The organism is Siphonobacter sp. SORGH_AS_1065 (assembly GCF_030818595.1).
Classification (GTDB): domain Bacteria; phylum Bacteroidota; class Bacteroidia; order Cytophagales; family Spirosomataceae; genus Siphonobacter.
The window spans coordinates 1,693,437-1,716,930 of sequence record NZ_JAUTAM010000004.1 but is presented as its reverse complement, the minus strand read 5'-3'; the positions used below and the strand labels follow the sequence as shown (position 1 = coordinate 1,716,930).

The 23,494-nt window shown below is 45.5% G+C and carries 16 protein-coding genes; 6 read left to right on the top strand and 10 right to left on the bottom strand.

Annotated elements, in window-relative coordinates; genetic code table 11:
• The first annotated feature begins 27 nt into the window (after positions 1-27).
• The 5 genes from QE390_RS07760 to QE390_RS07740 all read left to right on the top strand — a co-directional run bounded on the left by QE390_RS07760 (position 28) and on the right by QE390_RS07740 (position 4,667).
• Positions 28-1,566, top strand: a complete 1,539-nt coding sequence (locus QE390_RS07760) for a YifB family Mg chelatase-like AAA ATPase (protein WP_106636440.1) — start codon at positions 28-30, stop codon at positions 1,564-1,566.
• A 72-nt stretch (positions 1,567-1,638) separates the two neighbouring features.
• Positions 1,639-2,115: a 2-amino-4-hydroxy-6-hydroxymethyldihydropteridine diphosphokinase gene (gene folK, locus QE390_RS07755; protein WP_307141713.1), complete on the top strand. Its 477-nt coding sequence runs from the start codon at positions 1,639-1,641 to the stop codon at positions 2,113-2,115.
• Positions 2,116-2,255: 140 nt separating this feature from the next.
• Entirely contained in the window at positions 2,256-2,975 is a 720-nt protein-coding gene (locus tag QE390_RS07750; protein ID WP_106636438.1) for an SIMPL domain-containing protein, read from the top strand.
• Between the two features lie 152 nt (positions 2,976-3,127).
• Positions 3,128-4,063 (top strand): L-threonylcarbamoyladenylate synthase, encoded by a 936-nt coding sequence (locus tag QE390_RS07745; RefSeq protein ID WP_307141712.1) that lies wholly within the window; start codon positions 3,128-3,130, stop codon positions 4,061-4,063.
• Between the two features lie 112 nt (positions 4,064-4,175).
• Positions 4,176-4,667, top strand: coding sequence for a hypothetical protein (locus QE390_RS07740; RefSeq protein ID WP_307141711.1), 492 nt, complete (start codon positions 4,176-4,178; stop codon positions 4,665-4,667).
• Between the two features lie 114 nt (positions 4,668-4,781).
• On the opposite strand, the gene map is transcribed toward QE390_RS07740, so the two are convergent.
• From map to purB, 4 genes are all read right to left on the bottom strand, one after another.
• Complete coding sequence (map, locus tag QE390_RS07735; protein ID WP_106636435.1) at positions 4,782-5,546, bottom strand: type I methionyl aminopeptidase; 765 nt, start codon at positions 5,544-5,546, stop codon at positions 4,782-4,784.
• Positions 5,547-5,599: 53 nt separating this feature from the next.
• Positions 5,600-8,713, bottom strand: a complete 3,114-nt coding sequence (locus QE390_RS07730) for an AAA family ATPase (protein ID WP_307141710.1) — start codon at positions 8,711-8,713, stop codon at positions 5,600-5,602.
• A 35-nt stretch (positions 8,714-8,748) separates the two neighbouring features.
• On the bottom strand, positions 8,749-9,957 hold the full coding sequence (gene sbcD, locus QE390_RS07725; protein WP_307141709.1) for an exonuclease subunit SbcD: 1,209 nt from the start codon (positions 9,955-9,957) through the stop codon (positions 8,749-8,751).
• Positions 9,958-10,231: 274 nt separating this feature from the next.
• Positions 10,232-11,578, bottom strand: coding sequence for an adenylosuccinate lyase (gene purB / locus QE390_RS07720; RefSeq protein WP_307141708.1), 1,347 nt, complete (start codon positions 11,576-11,578; stop codon positions 10,232-10,234).
• Positions 11,579-11,834: 256 nt separating this feature from the next.
• Here purB and QE390_RS07715 point away from each other — a divergent pair, with 256 nt between their 5' ends.
• Complete coding sequence (locus QE390_RS07715) at positions 11,835-13,244, top strand: APC family permease (protein WP_307141707.1); 1,410 nt, start codon at positions 11,835-11,837, stop codon at positions 13,242-13,244.
• 68 nt (positions 13,245-13,312) lie between these two features.
• On the opposite strand, the gene QE390_RS07710 is transcribed toward QE390_RS07715, so the two are convergent.
• The 6 genes from QE390_RS07710 to mnmG form a co-directional block, all read right to left on the bottom strand.
• Positions 13,313-15,115, bottom strand: a complete 1,803-nt coding sequence (locus QE390_RS07710; protein WP_307141706.1) for a long-chain fatty acid--CoA ligase — start codon at positions 15,113-15,115, stop codon at positions 13,313-13,315.
• 133 nt (positions 15,116-15,248) lie between these two features.
• The gene (locus QE390_RS07705; protein ID WP_307141705.1) at positions 15,249-16,364 is read right to left on the bottom strand and encodes a hypothetical protein; all 1,116 of its coding nucleotides are present in this window, start codon (positions 16,362-16,364) and stop codon (positions 15,249-15,251) included.
• Between the two features lie 157 nt (positions 16,365-16,521).
• Positions 16,522-18,357, bottom strand: coding sequence for a tetratricopeptide repeat protein (locus QE390_RS07700; RefSeq protein WP_307141704.1), 1,836 nt, complete (start codon positions 18,355-18,357; stop codon positions 16,522-16,524).
• 589 nt (positions 18,358-18,946) lie between these two features.
• On the bottom strand, positions 18,947-20,569 hold the full coding sequence (locus QE390_RS07695) for an Ig-like domain-containing domain (protein ID WP_307141703.1): 1,623 nt from the start codon (positions 20,567-20,569) through the stop codon (positions 18,947-18,949).
• The gene (locus QE390_RS07690; protein ID WP_307141702.1) at positions 20,550-21,440 is read right to left on the bottom strand and encodes a class I SAM-dependent methyltransferase; all 891 of its coding nucleotides are present in this window, start codon (positions 21,438-21,440) and stop codon (positions 20,550-20,552) included. Before QE390_RS07690 ends, QE390_RS07695 begins: the two co-directional genes overlap by 20 nt.
• Positions 21,441-21,577: 137 nt before the next feature.
• Entirely contained in the window at positions 21,578-23,440 is a 1,863-nt protein-coding gene (gene mnmG, locus QE390_RS07685) for a tRNA uridine-5-carboxymethylaminomethyl(34) synthesis enzyme MnmG (RefSeq protein WP_307141701.1), read from the bottom strand.
• Positions 23,441-23,494: the final 54 nt, after the last annotated feature.

Here is a 23,494-nt window from a genome sequence, read left to right as displayed (position 1 = left end):
TGTTGTTTATTTTCTCATTGATTGATTATGCTGGCAAAAACGTACGGAGCGGCCATTTTTGGGGTAAATGCAACGATGGTAACCATTGAAGTTACCGTGGGGCAGGGGAACAACACTTATCTGGTCGGTTTGCCCGACAGTGCCGTCAAGGAAAGCGTGCAACGGGTAGAGGCGGCCATTAAATATCAGGATTACTTCTATCCCCGTAACAAAACGGTCATTAACCTCGCCCCGGCTGACGTGCGTAAGGAAGGCTCGGCGTACGATTTGCCCATTGCTTTATGCATTATTCATTCTTCAGAACAGGCCAACCTGAAGAAACTGGAGGAGTTTATGATTATGGGAGAGTTATCCCTCGATGGTAAACTTCGGCCCATTAAGGGCGTATTGCCCATCGCGATTGAGGCCCGTAGGAATAAATTCAAGGGGTTTATTCTACCGAAAGAAAATGCCTCGGAAGCTTCGATTGTGAATAACCTCGATGTCATCGGTGTAACGACGCTTCAGGAAGCCGTAGATTTCCTCAAAGGCACATTGGAGATCGAACCTACGATTTCGGATACACGGGATATTTTCCTGAGTACACTGAATGAATATGAAACGGATTTTGCCGATGTGCAAGGTCAGGAAAACATCAAACGCTCCTTGGAGATTGCCGCCGCCGGTGGACACAACGTTATCATGATTGGTCCGCCGGGAGCTGGAAAAACCATGCTGGCGAAGCGTTTGCCGAGCATTCTGCCTCCCTTGTCTTTGCAAGAAGCTCTGGAAACCACCAAAATTCATTCAGTAGCGGGTAAACTCGGGACGAAAGCGACTCTCATTGCCCGAAGACCCTACCGTAATCCCCACCACACGATTTCTGATGCAGCTTTGGTAGGAGGCGGGGGCATGCCTCAACCCGGCGAAATTTCACTGGCTCATAATGGCGTTTTATTTCTGGATGAGTTACCCGAGTTCAAACGCTCGGCTCTGGAAGTCATGCGACAACCCCTGGAAGAACGAACGGTGAGTATTTCAAGGGCTCGTTGGGCGGTAGAATTTCCGGCAAATTTTATGCTCATTGCCAGTATGAATCCCTGTCCCTGTGGCTATTACAACCACCCGGAAAAAGAATGCAGTTGTCCACCGGGAAGTGTGGGTAAGTATTTAAGTAAAATTTCAGGTCCTCTGTTAGATCGCATTGATCTGCACGTAGAGGTAACACCCGTCAATTTCGACCAGCTTTCCTCCACCCGAAAATCGGAACCCAGTGCTCAGATTCGGGATCGGGTGATTAAAGCCCGCGATATTCAGACGGAACGGTTCAAGGATAATCCGGGCATTTATTGCAACGCCATGATGTCTTCTGAGATGGTTCGGCAAGTTTGTGCACTAAGCGAAGCGGGCAAGATGTTATTAAAGACGGCAATGAATAAATTGCAGCTTTCCGCCCGGGCTTTCGATCGTATTCTTCGCGTTTCGCGAACCATTGCGGATCTGGCGGGGTCGGAAGAAATCAAAATTGAACATTTAGCTGAGGCGATTCAGTATCGAAGTCTGGATCGGGAGAACTGGGGAAGCTAGATGAGTGGTCCGTTTTTAGTTTGCAGTTTTCCGTTGGTTATTTTGTTCTCACCTTAATTTCTCGTTAGTAATTTGGATATTTTTTTGCTTTTGGGGGCTAATTTGGGGGATCGTCAGGAGACTTTTCGGCGGGCTATTGAGCTGCTTTCCGAACGGGTTGGAACGGTTGCTTTACAATCCAGTCTGTGGGAAACGGCGGCCTGGGGCTTGACGGATCAGCCTAATTTTCTGAATCAGGTTTTATTACTTTCAACGGCATTACAACCATTGGAGGTACTAGCCCAGACGCAGGCCATTGAAATTGAAATGGGGCGGGTTCGGAAGGAGAAATGGGGAGCTCGTTTACTGGATATTGACTTACTGTATTATGGCTCAGAAATTTTAGACTTGCCTCAGTTGAAGGTGCCACATCCGTACATTCCCGAGCGTCGGTTTACGCTGGCTCCGCTCGCTGAGATCGCCCCGGATTTTATGCATCCTTCACTCAGCCTAACTCAGCAGGAGTTATTAAATCAATGTGTGGATAACTCTGTGGTTAACAGAATTTGAAATTATTTTTGTTATTATTTAATTGATTATCAGAGTACTATTTTCTTTAACTTTCATTAACAACCTTCTTTTATGGAATTTTTGAGTCGCTTGCATCCAAAGGGTGAAATGATTCAAAAACCAATTAATTACACAAAGTCATGAAAAACATTCTTTTGCTTGCCGGAACCTTATTATTCAGTACCACCCTTTTCGCTCAAAATGTGGATAAAGAACCCGTTCGTAAAATCGAGATCACGGGCACTTCCGAAGTTGAAGTGGACCCCGATGAGTTTTATTTGAGCATTACTCTTAAGGAATATTACAACGACGAGAAAAATCAAAAAGATAAAGTGACCATTGATATTCTCGAAAAACAGTTGGCTCAGTCCGTTCAGGCAGCAGGCTTGCCTAAAGAGGCTCTGAGTATTCAGGGAATTTCAGGTTATCAGAGCAGCGTGGGCAAAAAGAAAAACCCCGCTCAGTTCCTGGAAAGCAAACAGTATCAACTGAAACTTTCGAAATTATATAATGTGGATAACTTGCTCTCAAAAGTAGATTCCCGTGGTGTAAGCAGCACCCGCATCAGCCGGGTAGACTACTCGAAAAAAGAGCAGTTACGTAAGGATAACAAAATCAAAGCTCTGCAAGAGGCCCGCGAGAAAGCCACGTACATGGTGGAGGCTTTAGGCGGAAAATTGGGTGAAGTGCTGGAAATTCACGAAGTTGAAGACGGCGATATTTATCCACAATACATGGCTATGCCTCGGATGGCTCTAATGAAAGCAGATGCAAGTACCGCTGAGGTTGCTGATAGCGATCTGGAATACCAAAAGGTGAAGTTTACCTCTCGCATTCAGGTTATATTCCGAATTAAATAATACTGATTTACTTAAGTACTTAAACGACCTGCTCTGACGCAGGTCGTTTTTCTTTATAAAATGAAAATGCTTTGCCGTATTTTTGTAATGATTAGAGGGTATAAACAGCCTGAAAACTGAAAACCCGAGACAGAAAACAGTAAACTAAGAAAATGATCGGGACGGATTTGCAACGGGCGAAAGAGCTTCTGGAAGCAGGAGCATTGGTGGGTATTCCAACGGAAACAGTCTACGGACTGGCAGGTAATGCTTTGAATGAAGAGGCCGTACTTTCCATTTTCCGGGTAAAAAATCGTCCGGCTTTTGATCCGCTTATTATCCACACCAATTCATTTGAACGTTTACAGGAGTTTGTTCGCGACATTCCCGAGAAAGCTCTGTTACTAGCTGAAAAATTAACACCCGGTCCGCTTACTTTCCTTTTACCCAAAGCCCCGCAAATCCCGGATTTGGTAACTAGTGGGCTGGATACCGTGGCCGTCCGCATTCCTCAGCATGCATTGACTCGTTCTTTGCTCGAACAGTTACCTTTTCCCCTGGCCGCTCCCAGTGCGAATCCCTTCGGCTACATAAGTCCAACGACGGCTGAGCACGTCGAGCAGCAGTTAGGCGATAAGATTCCGTATATTTTAGACGGTGGCCCTTGCGAAATTGGGGTAGAATCTACCATTGTCGGTTTTGAAGGCGATGACGTTATAGTGTACCGAAAAGGAGGAACACCCATTGAAGCGATTGAGGCTTTGATTGGAACTGTCGAGGTGAGGGCCCATTCCAGCTCTAATCCACAGGCTCCGGGGATGTTGAAAAGTCATTATGCCCCTCGCACGCCGCTTTCAATTCACGAAGAACTGGAAACGCTACCGCCGTCAGATCGAATTGGAATCCTTGGTTTTCAAACCGATTATGGCTTTATCCATCAGGAAATTCTTTCGCCTGCGGGTGATTACGCCGAAGCGGCCCGCCAGCTATTTGCGGCCATGCGAAGACTCGATGCCCTGGACTTGGATCATATTTACGCCGAATTATTACCCGAGCAGGATTTAGGTGTAGCCATTAATGACCGTATCCGACGGGCAGCGGCTTTATGATACCCAAACACGCCGTCACTCGGCTATAGTTGAATGCTCTATAGCTATTTATTACCCTTGTTAAGCCAGACGCGATGAATCGCGTCTTTACCTAAGAAATCTCTACAACCTTATGAAAATCAGACTTTTACTTTTCTTGATTATGGCTTCGCTAAGCTCCGTAAAAGCTCAGGTTTCATTTGGTAAAGCGTGTCTTGGAAAGTGGGAAGGTATGATGCGGATGTATCAGAAAGGGCAGCGGAAAGATAGCGTCAAGATTCAGTTAACCGTAGCCGAAACGCAGGACCCTCAGGTCTGGTTGTGGAAAACGGAATACTTATCCACCAAACATCCCGCAGTTAAAGACTATACATTGAAGATAGTTGACGAGAGCAAAGGTCATTACGTCATTGATGAAGGAGATGGTACTGCATTACCTTCCTATCGTTTTGAAAATAAACTATTTAGCCTTTTTGAAACCGAAGGAATTACGTTGACGTCAACGTATGAACTAAAGGGCGACGAGTTAGTTTTTGAAGTTACTTCCGGGAAAAAAGGAAGTGTTCAGCCCGTTACCACTTTTTCCGTTGATTATCTACAGAAAGCGTTATTGAAACGCCAGTAAACGGTTATCAGTATTGTACTCTTATAGCTTTCCAAAAAGCAGCGTGCCCCATTTTACAACTTTTGAGAAGTATGGATGCCAGCGAAAAGCTGGCATCCATTAATTATCTTAAAATCAGCTCCAGATTTCGTTAGCTTCTGTCAGAATCACGGGCTTATCGTCTGTTACCACAATGGTATGCTCGTGTTGAGCCACATAACCACCGCGATTGCCGAGTAAAGTCCAACCGTCTCCGGCCTCATCGGCGTAAATGGAATGCGTGGAGATAAACGTTTCGATAGCTACTACCGCATTTTTCTTGAATCGGGATTTGTTATGCGGATTATAACAGTTCAGAATCTCGCTGGGTTCTTCGTGTAATTTGCGGCCAATGCCATGCCCCGCCAGGTTTTTAATAACCCGGTAACCCGCTTTTTTAGCTTCTGTTTCAATCAATAAGCCAATGTCTGCAATCCGAACACCCGTTTTGATCTGGTGAATCGCTTTATGGAGGATTTGCTTCGAAGTATCTACTAACCGCTGGTGATTCCTGGCATCGTTTCCTAATACAAACGAACCGCCATTATCCGCCCAAAAACCATTCAACTCAGCCGATACATCTACGTTGACGAGATCGCCTTCGCGGAGTATTTTCTTAGCCGAAGGAATGCCGTGAGCCACCTCATTATTCACACTGATGCAAGTCCAGCCTGGGAAACCGTAAGAAGCCCTGGGAGCCGATTTAGCTCCGAGTTCCTTTAAGATTTTTCCACCAAAATTATCCAGTTCCTTCGTCGTCATACCCGGTTTTGCGTATGTCCGCATTTCCTTCAGGGTAAGAGCTACGGCCTGACTTACCTCCTTCATTCCGGCCATTTCTGCCTGCGATGTAATCGACATATGGTATTAATTTTAAATCTTACTAGTAACAACCTTAGCCAAAGGGTTTTAGTTTATCCTACGATTTCCATTTCGCTAAATCCACTGGCTTGTTTCCGCAACTGAATCTGCGTTGTAATGCGTTCTTTTAAGGCCTCTACGTGCGAGATAATCCCGATCATGCGGTTCGATTCCGCCTGGAGTTTTTCGAGTGTTCCCAGAGCAATTTCCAGCGTATCGGGGTCTAGTGTACCAAAGCCTTCGTCGATGAATAAACTTTCAATCCGAACGTTTTTCGATACCATATCGCTAAGTCCCAAAGCCAGAGCCAGACTCACCAGAAAGGTTTCGCCCCCGGATAGGGTAGAAACGGCCCGGCGTTCGTCAAAGTTTCGATCCAGCACCCAAAGGTTTTCTTCGTCTCCTTCGGGCGGCAACAATAGGTATCGATCCGATAAATCTTTCAGTCGACTATTGGCCGAACGAGCCAGATTAGCCAGCGTTAATTTCTGAGCAAACTGATTGAATTTTTTCCCTTCCCGATCCCCCAGACCTTCGGCTAATAACCGCCATTTTTTATAACGTTGTTCCAGTTCTGCAATCTCTTCAAGCCTTTTGGCGTGCTCAGTCCGACTGACTTCGTTATCTTTCAGCGATTGCTTCCAGCCTCCTATTTTTTGCAGATACTCCCGTTCAACCATGCTGTGCGTTTCAATTTCCGTTAGTAAAGTGGAAATCTCAATGGCTGCCTCATCCTGTTCCTGAAGAAGCGTTATTTCCTGAGTTAAGGTATCCAGTTGGGTATCGAGCTGCGTTTTTCGTTGAACAAGTTGTTCTTTTTGTTGCGTTAATTTTCGGTGGTTATCCGGTGAAAGTAACGCGGCTTTGGCTTCTTCCACTGAACTAAATCCAAATGTGGATAACTCTGTTAATAACTTATCTTTCAGGCTTTTAAATGCTATTTCAGCCTGTGTATAACTTTGCTGACATTCTTCTAACTCCTGTGTATATTGTTCAGGAGAATAGGACTTATGCACCAGTTTCTGGAGTAACCCGTCACAATCGCCCGCCAGAAACTTGATGTCTTTTACGTAAAGCTTTTTTAACGCGTCCGTTAGTTCCTGGTGTTTCTGGAAGTAAGACAGTCCTTCTTTCAGATGGCGGCCAAATTGAGCCAGACTTTCGCTCTTCTCCTGAATTTTTAGTAATTCTTCCAAGTGCTGGAAACGCTCGGTTTCTTTTTGCAACCAATCCCGGACTTCTTCGGACTTGCCAATTTTTTCAATCTTTAAATCAGCTTTCCACTTACTGATCACCTGAATAATGGGTTTTTCTTCCGTTTGAGCATTGGCTTTCTCTGCCTCTAAGGTCTGAATCTTTACCTCAATCCCTTTTTTATCATTTTCCAGTTGACGCAAACGGGTTTCCAGGGTCGCCAGATTTCTTTCCCGGGCTTCGAAACGGGCCTTTAAATTTTCCAGTTCCCGCAAATAGGTATCCACACTGAAGTGATCTTCTTCATCCGTTTTCAACAAAACGGGATGGTGTGTTGATCCACACACTGGACAAGGCTGTTCTGTGGATAACTCTGTGCGTAACCGGGGGATTGATGTTTCCCTAATAAAGTTAAGTTGTTCTTCCTGAGCGATTTGGAGTAGATTTCTGGCTTCTGTTACCTCTTGTGTGGATTTGTGGATAAGTGGTAATTGTTCGTGGATTAACTTTCGTTGTTCTTCCACTTGCCGATCATAATCCGTTAATCGCTTTCGGAGATTTTCGTAATGTCGAACCTGAATTTCCAGTTGTTGATACGCTTCCCGCCGTTGCATCGACTCTTGGCGAAGCGTTTGGACATCGGTGTTCTTGTCTAGTTGGTATAACTGCTGAAGTTCCGTTTTGCGTTGATTAATTTCCTGCCAGGCTTCGCGGGAAATACTGAGACAATCGGCGTACGCTCCACGGCTCCAGAAGGACTGAATTTCGGGCGACTGGGTTTTGGTTAATAACTCAAACGCCTGATTTTTAGCCGTTCCCCAGTTCTGGCTAGCCATCTGCTGGTCCGTGTAACTCTGGCTCACTTTTTCCCGAAAAACCTCAATACTTCGCTGAGCTGACTGGGCCGTCACTAATTCCGTTACTAATCCTGCAATGTCTGATAGTAACTGCTTCTGGTTTTGCTGAGCCAGTGCCTGCTCTTTGGTAATCCGTTCCCACTGAAGCTTAGTGCTTTTCAGGCTTTGCTCCTGTAGCTGATAGTTCGTAAGCGGTTCTGAAAATTGCTGGACTCGTTCATGCCGTTCCAGGACCAGAGCATCCTGCGTATCAAAGGTTTGTTTATCCACATTCCAACGTGGGTATTCTCTCTGATGCAGTACGTCGAGAGCAGTCTGAATTTCCCGAATCCGCTTTTTTCGCTGCACCTGTACTTCCAGCGATTTTCGTTTTGTTTCAGATACCCGGTATAACTCTTCGTGCTTTTCTATTTCTTCCAGCAAGACTTTTAGCTCTTCTTCCGTAAGAATTTTCTGAAGATCAAGGCTTTGTTGTTTGCTTTCGATTTCTTTTTTATGGTGATCGTGCCAGCGGGAAAAAGCTTCCATACCGAGTTTCCGGTAGATCTCCGTACCCGTAATCCGTTCGAGTAACTCCGCCCGTTCTTCGCGTCTGGCTTTGAGAAAAGCCGCAAAGTCGCCCTGCGAAAGCAAGATGGCTTTGACAAATTGTTCATAATCCAGCCCAACCCGTTTTCGGATTTCTTCCTGAACTTCCTTCTTTTTCTTCGAGGCCAGAATGGTATTACTTTCTAAATCAGCAATTTCAGCGTATTCATCCAGTCGGGCCTGTCCTTTATTAGCTCCCCGGCTGATGATTTCCCGCTGTAAACTCCACTTGGCCCGGTACGACCCTCGTGGCGTGGTAAAGCTAACTTCCGCATAAGCCTGATTGGTATCCCGGGTGAGAATACCTCCCAGTTTTTCCAGCAGATTACTATTGACCTCTCCCAATCGAGGCGTTCGGTGATACAAAGCCAGGGTAATTACGTCGAGAATTGTGGTTTTCCCCGCTCCGGTGGGGCCGGTAATGGCAAAAAGATTGGAGTTGCGAAACGCAGCTTCATTCTGAAAATCAATGGTATGCTGGCCCCGTAAGGAGTTAATATTCTCGAAACTAACTTTTAAAATACGCATTCGGATGTTGGATCATCAGGGAATGAATTCAGGCTTTACTGCACCGAATTCATCAACTCGTGGAAAGCTTCCGTTAATAAGACTTTGGATTCGTCAGAACTAGCATTTTCCTGCAACCACTGCTCAAATACCTGAGCAGGAGCCAGCTCGGGCAAAGCCATGGTTTCACCGAATAATTCATCAGTCGTTTTGAGCTGTTGCTGGAATTTGAATCGCCAGTTCAACACGGAAAGATGAGAATGGTTCAGTTTCAAAAAATAAGCCTTTGCCTGATCAATCAATGCCGGATCGCGATGCTCTTCGTGGATTTCTATTTCAGCTAATGTGGATAACTCATCCGAATGTTGATAACTATTCAATAGCGTTTCTATCTCGGTGAATGCCCCCCTGAATCGGCGTAGCTGACGAAATTTAGGAACGTTAATTTCCTGAATATCAATAACCTTATTATTCTTTATCTCGATGTGGATAACTAATTTCTCATCCAGTCTTTCGCTAAAGCTGAGAGCTACGGGCGAGCCCGAGTAACGAACATATTCCTTTTTCCCTAACATTTGAGGTCTGTGGATATGTCCCAAAGCCAGGTAATCGAAAGCAGGGAAAAGACTTACCTCAAACAAATCGAGTGTACCAATGCTATGCAGTTTTTCGTCGTTGTCGGACGTAGCAGAGCCATTCACAAACAAATGACCCATGCCTAAAAGGGGTACATCAGCGTAGGTTTTTCGGCCATGAGCATGCACCTGGTCGTATCGACGCTGAATACCCGCCCGAACGGCCATGCGGCGATCTTCAAAGGTTTCACCTTCCACGGAACGTTTCAAATCCCGATCCCGCAGGAAAGGAACGGCGGCGACGGCAGCCTGAAGTTTTCCATGGCGGTCGAGTAGGGGAAGGACTTCTTCGTGACAATCATCACAGGCTCCGCCAATGACGTGTACATCCAATAAGGCCAGTAACTCGCGGGGGCCATTGAGGACCGCCGCCGAGTCGTGGTTACCACCCGTAATAATCAGCCGACATTTCAGACGTATTAATTTTCTGAGAAAATCGTAATACACCTGCATCGCTTCCGTAGAAGGGTTAGCCGTGTCGAAAATATCCCCCGCAACGAGTAACACATCAATTTGCCGTTCTTCGATGGTCTGCAACAACCAGTCCACAAACCGACGGCTGTCTTCAAGCAAGTCCGTTTGGTAAAGTCTCTTTCCTAAATGCCAGTCGGCTGTGTGCAAAATCTTCATTCTTCAAAAATAAAACAATCGCTTAGAAAAAATCCCCGAATGGTACAGCTACCAAACGGGGATGCTTCCAAAATCTTATGACTCGGTGGAAAAATGGGTCACTGAGAATTTGATACGTATGCTCAACTGCCCGACTCTAAATTTTTATTCAATTCTCAGAGCCTTAAAACCGATTATTTATCCACCCTTAATTTTGAAAATCAACAACTTATCCACATATTTTTCCACACTCAAAATTGTTGTCCACAAATCGAACGAAACCTGATTTTTAACCTTACTCGAGTACACCGAGGTAGTTAAAGGGCGAAATAGCTCTCAATTCGGCTTTTATGGCTTCTGACACATCCAGAGTCTCAATAAACTCAGCAATCGTTTTTTCAGTGATCGCTTCGTTCTTCCGGGTCAGGGCTTTGAGAGCTTCATAAGGTTGTGGATAACTTTCGCGACGTAATACCGTCTGAATTGCTTCGGCTACTACGGCCCAGTTGGCCTCTAGGTCGGCATCGATGGCCGCCTGATTTAATTCCAATTTGTCAATGCCGCGAAGTAAAGATTTCAGAGCGATCAGTGTGTGAGCCAAAGGCATACCTAAATTCCGCAGTACCGTTGAATCAGTCAGATCGCGTTGCAAACGGGAAATAGGTAACTTGGCCGACAGGTGTTCGTATAAGGCATTCGCCACTCCGAAGTTTCCTTCGGCATTTTCAAAATCAATGGGGTTAACCTTATGAGGCATCGCCGAAGAACCGACTTCCCCCGCTTTGATTTTTTGCTTGAAGTAATTCATGGAAACGTACGTCCACACATCCCGAGAAAAATCAATGAGAATGGTGTTCAGGCGTTTCAAGGTATCCAGTAAAGCCGCCAGATGGTCGTAGTGTTCAATCTGAGTGGTGTACTTACTACGGGTTAATCCCAAGTTATCCACAAACGTATTCCCAAACTCAGGCCAGTTAAAAGCGGGGTAAGCGACCCAGTGGGCATTGAAGTTACCCGTTGCTCCACCGAACTTAGCCGCGTGTGGAATAGCGGTTAACAGGGCCTGCTGCTGTTTAATACGTTCGATGAATACCAGAATCTCCTTGCCCAAACGGGTTGGAGAAGCGGGCTGACCGTGCGTACGTGCCAGCAGAGCCACGTCTTTCCAGCTTTCAGACCGTTCGGTTAACTTGTGGATAACTTCCTCAAAGGCAGGACTAATGACTGCCTCCATCGCTTCTTTTAGCGATAATGGGATAGCCGTATTGTTTACGTCCTGAGACGTTAAGCCAAAGTGGATAAACTCCAGATACTGCTCAATGTCCAGATCTTTAAGTTTTTCCTTGATAAAGTATTCAACGGCCTTCACATCGTGATTGGTCGTTTTCTCAATTTCTTTGATTCGGAGGGCGTCCGTTTCTGAAAACTCTGTATAAATGGAGCGTAACTTTCCAAAAAGAGCCGTATCAAACTGAGCCAGTTGGGGAAGCGGCAATTCGCAAAGGGCAATAAAGTATTCGATTTCAATCCGAACCCGATAGTGAATTAACCCGAACTCTGAGAAAAAGGGAGCCAGGGATTCCGTCGCCCGGCGATAGCGGCCATCTACGGGAGAGATAGCGGTTAAGGTAGTGAGAGCCATACTAATTTGCTTCGTAAAAGACAAAGTTACCCTGATTTTGTGAAGAATAGCGATTCTGCTAGGCCTAATCCGTAGAGACGTCGATTTATCGCGTCTTCTTTTTATCTGATTCCTATTTATTTGAAATAGATACGCGGAATTAGACGCGATAAATCGACGTCTCTACGAATATTAATTCCAAACAAACACCCAGTAATGCCTATTTTTTCCGAATTTGCTTTCATATTTCATTAAATTACCTACATAAACTATTCTTATGCCTGAATCACAGGGTCATCTTCGTCGGTCTATTGGCCTGGTATCCGGGATTGTGTTTGTTATCAGTGCGGTTATCGGGACGGGCGTTTTTAAAAAAGTGGCCCCCATGTCGGCTGAGCTACAATCGCCGGGCCTGGTGCTGGCGGCCTGGTTATTGGCAGGATTAATTAGTCTGGCCGGAACGCTCAGTAATGCAGAGGTTGCCAGTATGCTTGTGGATTCGGGTGGGGAATACGTCTATTTTCGAACCATCTACAATCGCTTTTTTGCCTTTCTGCTCGGCTGGACCAACTTCGCGGTCATCAGAACGGCATCGATTGCTTCCATTTCTTACGTATTCGCTCAATCGTTAGGCTCACTCATTACCCTACCCGCCACGCCCGCCTCTCTGGCGAATATTAACCTTCTGGGATTGCACCCGCTGGATAACCTCAGTGTTAAGGCCGTTGCCATTGGACTGGTGTTAGCTCTGACTTTTCTCAATGCCCGAGGATTAAAAATGGGTGAAACCATCAGCCGGATTCTGACGGTAACCATGATTGGAACCATGCTGGTTATCATTATTCTGGGGTTAACTTCATCCACTGGAAGCTGGGCTAATATTCAGCAACCTTCGATTGATTTTAACGCTGAAGCCATGTCAGGAGGAACGCTTCTGAGTGCCTTAGCTTTGGCCTGTTTAAGTGCGTTCTGGGCTTATGAAGGCTGGAATAATCTGGGGTATATCGGTGGAGAAATTGAAAATCCGCAACGAAATCTCCCCTGGGCTTTAACCATCGGTACACTGATTATCATGACAATTTATCTACTGATGAACTTCGTGTACTTCTACGTATTACCCATTGACGAGATTATTAATGTGCATAAGTCACAAAATGGTATCGCAGCGGTGGTAGCCGTGAAGCATTTTCTGGGAGCAGGGGGTGGATTAGCCATTTCTTTGCTGATTCTAGTTACGACATTCAACTGTACCAGCAGTACGATTTTGATGGCTTCGCGTTTGTTTTACGCGATGGCGAAGGACGGTTTGTTCTTTAAATCAGCGAATTATATTCACCCGGTTTTTAATACGCCTTCTAAAGCATTGTGGATGCAGGGCATCTGGTCTTCGGTACTGATTTTATCAGGAACGTTCGATCAGTTAACCGATATGCTTATTTTCGCTTCGTTCATTTTTTACGGAGCTACAACGCTGGGCGTGTTCATTTTACGCCGGAAAATGCCAGATGTCAATCGTCCCTACAAGGTGATTGGGTACCCTGTAGTACCCGCCCTCTTCCTGATTTTCTGTGCCTTTCTAGTGATCAACACCCTTTTCAACCGTACAACAGAAGCTTTGATAGGTTTGTTATTAATGGCCACGGGCTTACCGTTTTACGCCATCTGGCGAAAGCGGGCGACAGTTTAGTAATTTGAGTGGTTGGTTATTAGTTATTAGAAAGAAAAAACAAACAACTAATAACCAACCACTATCAACTAACTATACATGCTTTCGATCAAATCCTTATACTTCTGAACCACTACTTTGCGTTTGATTTTCAGCGTTGGAGTTAATTCTCCGGCGTCGATGGTAAAGAGTTTGCTGAGTAATGTATACTTCTTCACGCGTTCGAACTGGGCAAAACTTTCGTTTAACTTTTCGATTTCCAGGTGCAGTTTTTCCAGTACCTGTTCGTTTTTTATCATCTTCTCGGGCGTAGAGTATTCAATCTGATTAAGGTTACAATACACCTTCAAGGCCTCGAAGTTGGGAACAATAATGGCCGATGGGAATTTCTGACCTTCACCCACCACGATGATTTGTTCAATGTACTTCGATTCTTTAAGCTTGTTTTCAATCAACTGAGGGGCTACGTATTTACCTCCCGAGGTCTTGAACATTTCTTTCTTTCGATCCGTAATCTTTAGAAAACGGCCTTCGACGGCTTCGCCAATATCACCCGTATGAAACCAGCCTTCGGCGTCAATAGCCTGAGCCGTCAGTTCCGGCTGGTTATAATACCCCTTCATAATATTGGGACCCTTGACCAGAATTTCACCATCATCCGCAATTTTGACGGTTACTTCGGGCAACACACTACCTACGCAACCTACCCGCAGGTCAGGCGGATTCACCCGGCCTACGGAGACCACGGGCGAAGTTTCGGTCAGGCCATAGCCTTCGGCTACGGGGATTTCCGCCGCCCAAAACACGCGGGACAAACGGGGCTGCAAGGCCGCCGATCCGGTACAAACGATTTTGATGTTCCCGCCTAAAGCCTCTTTCCATTTACTAAAGATGAGTTTGCGGGCCAGTTTCAACTGCGTATTATAACAAAAACCCTGATCAACGGCGGGATCATACCGAAGCCCTAGCTTTAAAGCCCAGAAGAATAACTGCTTCTTGATTCCCTTTAATTCATACCCTTTGGCCACAATCTTATCGTACACTTTTTCCAAAAGACGCGGCACCGTCGTGAATACAGTGGGCTTTACCTCCTTGAGGTTATCCGCAATGGTATCCATGCTTTCAGCGTAGAAAACCGATACTCCGTATCGCATATACACGTAGAGAATGGTCCGCTCATATACGTGGCTCAAAGGCAGGAAACTCAGCCCCCGCTCGTGAGGTTTCATGGGCATGTAAGGTTTTACGCCTTCAATATTAGAGATCACATTTCGGTGCGTTAACATGACTCCTTTGGGCGTTCCGGTCGTACCTGACGTATAAATCAAGGTTAATAAATCCTCAGGCTGAACGGTTTCTCTGATTTCCTCCAGCGATGGGATGTCTGCTTCATTCGCCAGATCCGTTAGCTCCTTCCAGTTCTTTACGCCTGTAATGGAATCAATGGAATAGATTTGAGGTACTTCGGAAAGGCTATTGACCGCTTCAGATACCTTACCATACAGAGCTTCATTGGACACAAATACAATTTTTACTCCGGCATCATTAAGAATGTAACGGTAATCGTCAACGGTAATGGTAGGGTATAAGGGAACCGATACCGCTCCGATTTGCTGAATTCCGAAATCAAAGAAATGCCATTCCGGACGGTTATTCGACACAATTGCAATCTTATCATCTTTCCGAATACCCGCTTTCAACAAACCTAAACTCACCAGATTGGCTTGACGAAGAAACTCAGCCGCCGGTATTTTTTCCCATACACCATTCTTTTTCGAGGCTAGAGCTTCCTGGCTATTCGTTTCCTGAACGAATCGGGTTAATACTTCAAAAACTCGCTTATACGGGTACTCTTTCGCTTCGCTGGGAAATGAGGAGGTTATTACTTGCATTATAATGTGGTTTGTGGCTAAGTATTCAGATTTCAAGTCTAAGTTATACTTAATAAAGAATAGTCCGAAAACAGTTACGAGTATACATAAAAAAAGGCCGGATTACCGGCCTTCTCATTTGAAAAATAAATCGTTATTTTTTGTCCTGTCGAGCATCTTTGATGTAGTACAGAACTTCTTCGTATCCACTGGAATAAACGTATTTACCTCGGCCATGTCGGTAACCGTTTTTAAATTCGCCAATATAGCGGTCGCCATTCTTGAATTTAAGCATACCCACACCCTGACAAACTCCGGCGTAAAAGTCTCCGGAATACACCGCTCCGTTGGTATACCAGAGCGTTCCCTTGCCTTCAAAACGACCGTTCAAGAAATCACCTTCGTATTTCTTTTTGCCATTGGCGTAAAATTGTGTACCGACCCCGTTAGGCCGATTATTTTTCCATTGCCCTTCGTATTTCTCCAGTGTCTTCCGATTGACATAGGAACCCATGCCTTCCGAACAGTTGCCGGTAACACAACCCGTGCGGGCAGGAGCTTCTGCGGCTATTACCGGGGCTTTGGTTTCAACGGGAGCCGATGGGGTAGGGGAGGAATCTGGAACTTTATTCGCTATACGTGGGTAAAAATTATCCGCTTCACGCCATCCTTTCTCAATTGCGGATAATCGATCACGTTTGGCAGGGTGCGTCGCGTCGCCTTCGTCGTTCTGTAAAAGCTGAATCGCAATTTGGGCGTTTTCCAAAGTTCCCCCCAGATTGTGGATAACAAAACCAGAGAAGTAATCAGCCTGTAGCTCCTTATCAGGACGACTGCCGGTACCGTCCGATGTATGACCCAAAATGTGGTGACCAATCTCGTGAGCCATAATACTAGTAGCCGACCAATCCGTGCGGGTGCGGTTTTCTACCTGCTTTAAAAAGGCATTGTCATAAACTACGTAGCGAACTCCGTTGATAATGGTAGCATAACAGTTATCGGTATTGGGACATTCGACCACCTGAAAGTTTCGCTTCCCAAAACCCATGCCCGCCGACTTCAGAATGTTATCCACAACGCCTTCGGCATGTTGATTAGACTTAAATAGATATACGTCGCAAGGCCCTTTTTGTAGTTTTTGCGAGCCATAACTCCAAGTTGGAAACTTATCTTCCTGATTATCAGAAGAATTTTGAGAAAAAGCGGGTCCGCACAGAAACACCAAACCGCAGAAAAGGCCCTGCTTGACAAGACGGCTTAAAGTAGACATGTGGATAACTTTGTTGGGTTATTAACAATAGGAATGACTTTTCCACAACGAAAAGAGGGGGATGGAAGTTCGTGGCTCATCCAGTTGCGGCCCACGTCCGTTTTTCAACGGTATTTCCACGAGCCACGAACTCTAACTTAACAATCGAAAAGATTGATTAATTTATTGCATCACCCCGAAGATTTCTAAAACGTTTGCGGGCTTCAGCGGTGTAAATACTACCGGGATACTTCGTCAGGATTTCTTGATACAGCTTCATTGCCGTTTCCTTGTCATTTTTATTCTCCTGCTGAAGCTTTGCCATCAAAAACAAAGCATCGTCACCCAGAATGTCCTGAGGGTGGGTTTTGATGATTTTATCCAGATCTTCAATGGCTTCATCCGTCCGGTTTTCCTTGATCAGCGTATTGGCTCTTCGCCAGAGAATCTCATCGGCCAGCGAATGATCTTTGTATTTCTGGTATAGGTCATTGAGCGAAGCCAGAGCTTCATCCGTCCGGTTCTGGAAAAGTAACAGATCTACCGCCGCGTAGGCTTTCATGGCCGTTTCGGTGGTATCCATGCCCGTATTGTCCTGAATTAATAAACTCAGCTCAATAGCATCGTTGGAGATTTCGCGAGTAGTGGCCTTTTTGAGAATATCCAGTACATCTTTGGCCAGCTCAAAATCCCCTTTGTAATACGACAACTTCGCGTTTTTCAACTTGGCATCGTAACCCATCGGACTGTCTTTCGCTGACTTTTCCACTTGCGAGTAAAGTAGTGTGGATTCCCAGGGTTCGCCTTTCAACAGGAAAACGTCACCTAACTCCAGCTTGCACTTATTCACAAAATCCTGATCCATTCCACCCGCCTGAATGGCTTTCTGGAGAATGGTGGCGGCTGTATCTTTCTCGTCGAGGTAAAACGCGTAGAGGTGAGCCGAGTTACGCAGGGCTTCCAGCGTGCGGGGGTTTTCACCCAATTCCGCTAACAAGCGACCGTATTCGTTAATCAGTACCCGGATATCTTCCTGTTTCACGGGATAAGTGGTCTTAACCACTTCTTCCTTGGCATTGATTAACAAGCGGCGATAAACGGGATAGTTGGTACTTTTGGGGTATTCTTTCACCAAATACTCAAAAACTTTCCCCGCGGCTTCGTAGTCTTTGTTCTGCATGGCGAGGAAGCCAATTTCCGTAACTTTCTGACCTTCCTGCTTTAACCGCCGATCCAGAGCACGGGCCTGGATGAAGGCCTTCCCAAATTCTTTCTGCTGGAGCAGGTACCAAATCAGCATTTCCCCGTAATACTTCTCATTGGGCAATTCCTGTACTTTGCGGTAAAGCGTTTTCTCCAGTGCCAGTACGATTTTCTCGTCTTTCATTTCATCCTGCAAAATGCCCTGCACCAGATCGGTATTACTTTCATTCGATCCAAAGACGAGATATTCCTCGATCATGGCTTCCGATTGGCCCAAAAGTCGATGCAGACGAGCGATCTGCAAAGAATAGCGTGATGGGTCACGCTGAGCTTTTCGAGCCTCCTGGAAGAGTTTTAGGGCCCAATCGAGCTGATCTTTATCGGCCAGGTTCTTTCCGAGCCGATACGTCCATTCTTCTTTTCGCTGTCCTTTTACCAAAGCTTCGTTATACCACTTATCAGCTTCTTTGACTTTTCCCTGACTTTCGAGCATGCGGGCATAGTCCAGTGAGTAGAAGGGATTCTCGGGCTCTTCCTTCATCTGCTTTTTCAAAAATTTTTCAGCCTGATTCCAGTCTTTCAACTTAACCAGACTTTCGAGGTAAGGCTCGTATACTTCCGCCAGCAGGCTTTTCTCTTTAGCCAGTTTCTCAAGGGTAGCACGGGCTTTTTCATATTCCCCATTGCGAAGGTATTCTTTCCCCAATTGAACTTCTGGCGTCTCCACCTGAGCGGGCATAATCTGAGCATTACTCCCAAACGAAATCAGAAGAGCTCCGCAAAAGAACAGTCTGAACAGTTTCTTCACCATTTACATTTATTAAGAAATTCTTTTTTAAAATCTTTTTTAATGGTTGTTATAAAGCCGGTGGAAAAGTGAATAAATTTTTTTTCAAAAAACACTTGATTGGATCATCGTTGATTAAATCACGGCTTGTCCACACTTACCCACATCTTTGTGCACATCTAATATACTGATTTACAATTAAATTCTATTTACCCACATTTTGAAGAGTTATACACCGTGGAAAAGTGGATAATTTTTACCCCTGGAAAACGGTTAATAACTAGTTCATGATTCGGGGATTACTCGGGAGTTTTCAACGGATAACTTTCATTTTCAGTCTTTAGGGATTGGATTGTGGATAGCCCTATGAATAGTCCACAGGCTTTTTCCCCAGTATCCACAGCAAAAAGCCAGTTTATCAACGTTCTTATCCACAGAAAGTTTGGACATTTTTAATTTAGAATGTAGCTTTTCCGTAGTCCTCTATTTTAGGACCCAAAATGACTTTTTCCACCGGACTTTTCCACATAGTAAAAAGGCCTTCTATCGGTCTTCTGAGGCATAAAAAAGCCCGTCCGAGTGGGACAGGCTTTTGATGTGGATAAGCAAATGGCTACAATGAAAAGTCGTTACCTAATAACTCGAAATTGGCCTTTAGCTTAATATCATTCGGAAAGACGATGACGGGCTCAGGCGGAATGAATTCATCAGGATTACCCGCATCCCATTTACCATTTTTATTCAGATCCAGAATGAGCCTTAACTTATAGGTTCCCGGAGGGACGGCAGTAAAAGTATAAGGGCTCTTATTAGGAATGCTGCGGATCACTTTGAAATCGGCTGCACTTAATAACTCGACCATATAATTCGACTGGACGTTTCGAACTTCGCCACTGATGGTCCCGTACTTTTCGGGATCACGTAATGGATTCAAATTTTTTACGGTCTGCACGGTATCTTCTTCAATGGAAATGAAAGTGCCTTTCGGAAAAAGGCTGCGAACGTCGCGTTTGAATTTTAATTCCTTTTCGATCTTGAATTCCGTTCGATAGGCATTCCACTCGAAATCGTTAGCAGTGAAATTAACATCGCGAATAGTATCTTCCTGAATACGGACCAATAGCGGATTAAAGCGGGTGATGGGTTTGTTGAATACCATCTGCATTTTAAAAACCTCGTCTATGTCTTCTCCACTTTTCGGCGTTTGTTTTACTTCCAGAGATTCGCGGGTATCCGCATCGCGTTTGCCTTTTTCGCGGAAACGAATTTTTTGATCGCTGGTAAAATTGCGACCTAGAGAATCCTGAACGGTAACACTGGCCCGTAAGGTATCCGTAGAATTGATGGTATTATAAAACCGGATTTGGTTGGATTCCATCAGAGCGTAAGGCAAGCTGTCACCCGCAAATTTAACCTTAACCGAAGTAATGCCTCTGGGATAAATCAGAGAAAAAGTCCGGGATGTTGCCAGCGTCTTGGGGGTTCGCTGCGGCGACTGGTCAGCATTTGTAATTTTAAGAATGGGCGAATCCGTGAAGCCGGGTATGGTAATAGGGTTGGGGTGAAAAGCGATGGCTTCTTTTTCGGTATTATATAAAAGGTTATTGTTAACGTCTTTCAAAGCCGCCAGCCAGTACCGTCCCGGAGCCATATTTTCCAGATTAAATCGACCGGAGCTGTCGGTCTTCGTCAGGTAATAAGGTTTGTTTTTGGAAAACTTCAGGGTGTCACTTACCTGGTATAATCCGACCAGAGCATCATACACCGGACGGTCAGTAAGTAACTCCTTCACCGTTCCCTGCAAGCGAAGCGAGTCAAGTTGAGTACCTGTACTGAAAACCAGTTTAACGTTCCGGGCAGGGTTGCGTTCGGTTACATCCTTGAATGCATTCCGAAAGTTTAAGGTGTAAGTGGTGTTGGGGCGGAAGTCTTTTTCGAAAGTAATCCGCACGCCTTTGGGGTAAGTTTTAAAGTCAAACGTTCCTTCAATGGCGGGGGTAATGAGTAACTGTTGATTCAGGTTATCGATGTTGATATACTCATCAAAATCCAGCTCAACGATTTTCCCTTTAAAGTTCGTCGTTAGATTTTCAGGTACCTGGCGAACCACTTTCGGGGGCGTTAAGTCTTTGGGCCCACCTGACGGCGAACTCTGCTGGGCACAACCCGCCAGCCCGATCATCCCTATGATGGCCCAGCATAGTGCGGTGAAATGGTTACGCTTTTTTGAATACATAAATAAGGCTGGAGTAATTGTTCTGATGGCTTTTGGCCCACTGATTCGAGCGAAGCCCTTTCCGTACGGCTTCCACATAATTGATTTTACCATCCCGGTATTTCGTGCTGAGCATACTCACGTAAAACGAATCGAAAGGCATGGGTAAGGTTTGCGTCAGCGTAAATCCTTTTTCTGATACTAATTGTTGAATGGCCTTTTGTGAGAAGTGATACAGGTGGCGGGGCACGTCGTAAGCGGCCCAGTATTTACCGTATTCCTGAGCATCGAAAGACTGCAAATTGGGAACCGCAATGACCAGATGACCCTGATTCGCTACCCGATCTTTCAGCCAGTTTAGGGTTGCCTCGAGTTGATGAATGTGCTCTAACACATGCCACATCGTAATCACCTGAAAGGTCTCCCCTGCATAACTTTCAAGAATGGAAGACTGAATATGCTCAGCCGTTTGTTCGACTGCAATTTGGCGGGCTCCGGCATCGGGTTCAATGCCTGCTACTTGCCAGCCGTCCTCTTTACATACTGATAGAAACATGCCCGTTCCACAACCCACATCGAGTAAGCGACCTTTTTTAGGGCTTAATTCATTCACCAGTTTGAGCTTGCTTTGAAGCGTAATCTTCCGAACACTGTGATAGGCTTTGGCGACTAATCCCTGTTTGGTATTACTGTGAGAGATATAATCGGTCGACTGGTAATAGGCTCCAATTTCATTTTCTTCGGGACGTGGATTTGTAAAAACAAAGCCGCAGGACTGGCATTGCTCCAGTGTGAATTCTTCCTGACTAACGGTATAATCCTTGCAAACCAGGTAGGGGGTACGTCGCTCCCCTTTGCACACCGGGCAACAACTGAGGGTTTCCATTTTCATGCTTCAAAAATAGCCGATGAGTTTTGATTCCCTGAGCATATCGGTCGAGCATCTTTCATGACTTCGTTAAATATGCTTAAGGCTAATAAAAAACCCCTTCGCGGAGGAAGGGGTTTTCATAAGAAAGTCTGGATGGATTATCGGCCCAGATGCACCATCAGGATTGAAATATCCGAGGGAGATACCCCACTGATGCGTGAAGCCTGGCCCAGCGTTTCGGGACGAATACGGGTTAACTTCTGCCGACTTTCAATAGATAAGGCCGTCAGTTTGCTATAGTCGAAGTTAGGATGAATGACCAGATTTTCAAGGCGACTCAGTTTTTCCACCTGACTTCGCTCCCGTTCCATGTAGTCTTCATACTTCACATTGATCTCCGCCTGCTCCAGAATTTCGTCCGAATATTGGCTCCGTAGTTCCGCTGTAGCAGTGCTCAGGTCGAGAAGTCCGTGAATATCCAATTCTGGACGCTTTAAAAGTTGGTATAAATTGGTTTTTTCCCGCAATAAAGCTGAGTTCTGACGCTCCAGACCCACATTTGCCTCTTCGGGGGTAACCTTCATTTTTTTGAGGTCATCGATCAATCGGGCGGTCATCATCCGCTTTTCCTGCACCTTTTGGTAGCGTTCTTCCGAAGCCAGCCCCAGTTGATAGCCTTTTTCAGTTAAGCGAAGATCCGCATTATCCTGACGAAGCAGGGTTCTGTATTCGGCCCGGGAAGTAAACATCCGGTAGGGCTCTTCCGTACCTTTATTAATTAGGTCATCAATTAATACCCCGATGTAAGCTTCTGAGCGATGCAACACAAAAGGCTCTTTTCCGTGAACCTGATTGTGTGCATTGATACCTGCCATGAGTCCCTGGCAAGCGGCTTCTTCATAACCTGTCGTTCCATTAATCTGTCCGGCAAAGAATAACCCCTGAATCAGTTGGGTCTCCAGCGTAGACTTTAACTGGGTCGGAGGGAAGAAGTCATACTCAATAGCATACCCCGGGCGGAACATACGTACCTGTTCAAAACCGGGAATTTTTTTCAAAGCAGCATACTGCACATCTTCTGGCAGAGACGTTGAAAACCCATTGACGTACACTTCAACGGTATTCCATCCTTCAGGTTCTACGAAAATCTGGTGACGATCTTTATCCGCAAAACGGTTGATTTTATCTTCAACGGAAGGGCAGTAGCGAGGACCTAATCCTTTAATCCGACCCGCAAACATGGGCGATTTCTCAAACCCAGTCCGCAGAATTTCGTGGACTTCGTGATTGGTATACGTAATCCAGCAACTGCGTTGTTCTTGCAATACGGGCGTATCCAGGTAAGAAAATTTACCTGGTAGCTCATCTCCCAGTTGTTCTTCCATTTTAGAATAATCCAGACTGCGAGCATCCACGCGTGGCGGCGTTCCGGTTTTCATTCGTCCGGCTTCAAAACCTAATTGAACGAGTTGTTCCGTAATGCCAGTCGCTGCTCGTTCAGCGGTACGTCCTCCTCCAAACTGTTTTTCACCAATATGAATTAATCCATTCAGGAATGTTCCGTTGGTTAGTACGACAGATTTGGATTTGATTTCAATACCCAGCTGGGTGCGAACGCCGGTTACTTTACCCTCTTCCACCAGAAGTCCCGAAACCATTTCCTGCCAGAAATCGACGTTCTTGTTTTGTTCCAAAGCCAGACGCCATTCTTCCGCAAAACGCATCCGGTCGGATTGGCATCGGGGAGACCACATGGCTGGACCTTTCGAACGGTTGAGCATGCGGAACTGAATCATGGTTTTATCAGAGATAATACCTGACATACCCCCGAGGGCATCTACCTCCCGCACAATCTGACCTTTGGCTACTCCACCCATGGCTGGGTTGCAGGACATCTGGGCAATGGTATTCATGTTCATCGTAATGAGCAATACCTTCGATCCCATTTGAGCCGCCGCATGAGCCGCTTCACATCCGGCATGGCCGGCTCCCACTACTATGACATCGTACTCGTTAAACATCTTTTTGTATGTTACTCATTTTCAGCACTTAGTGCTTTTTATGAATAAACGTTA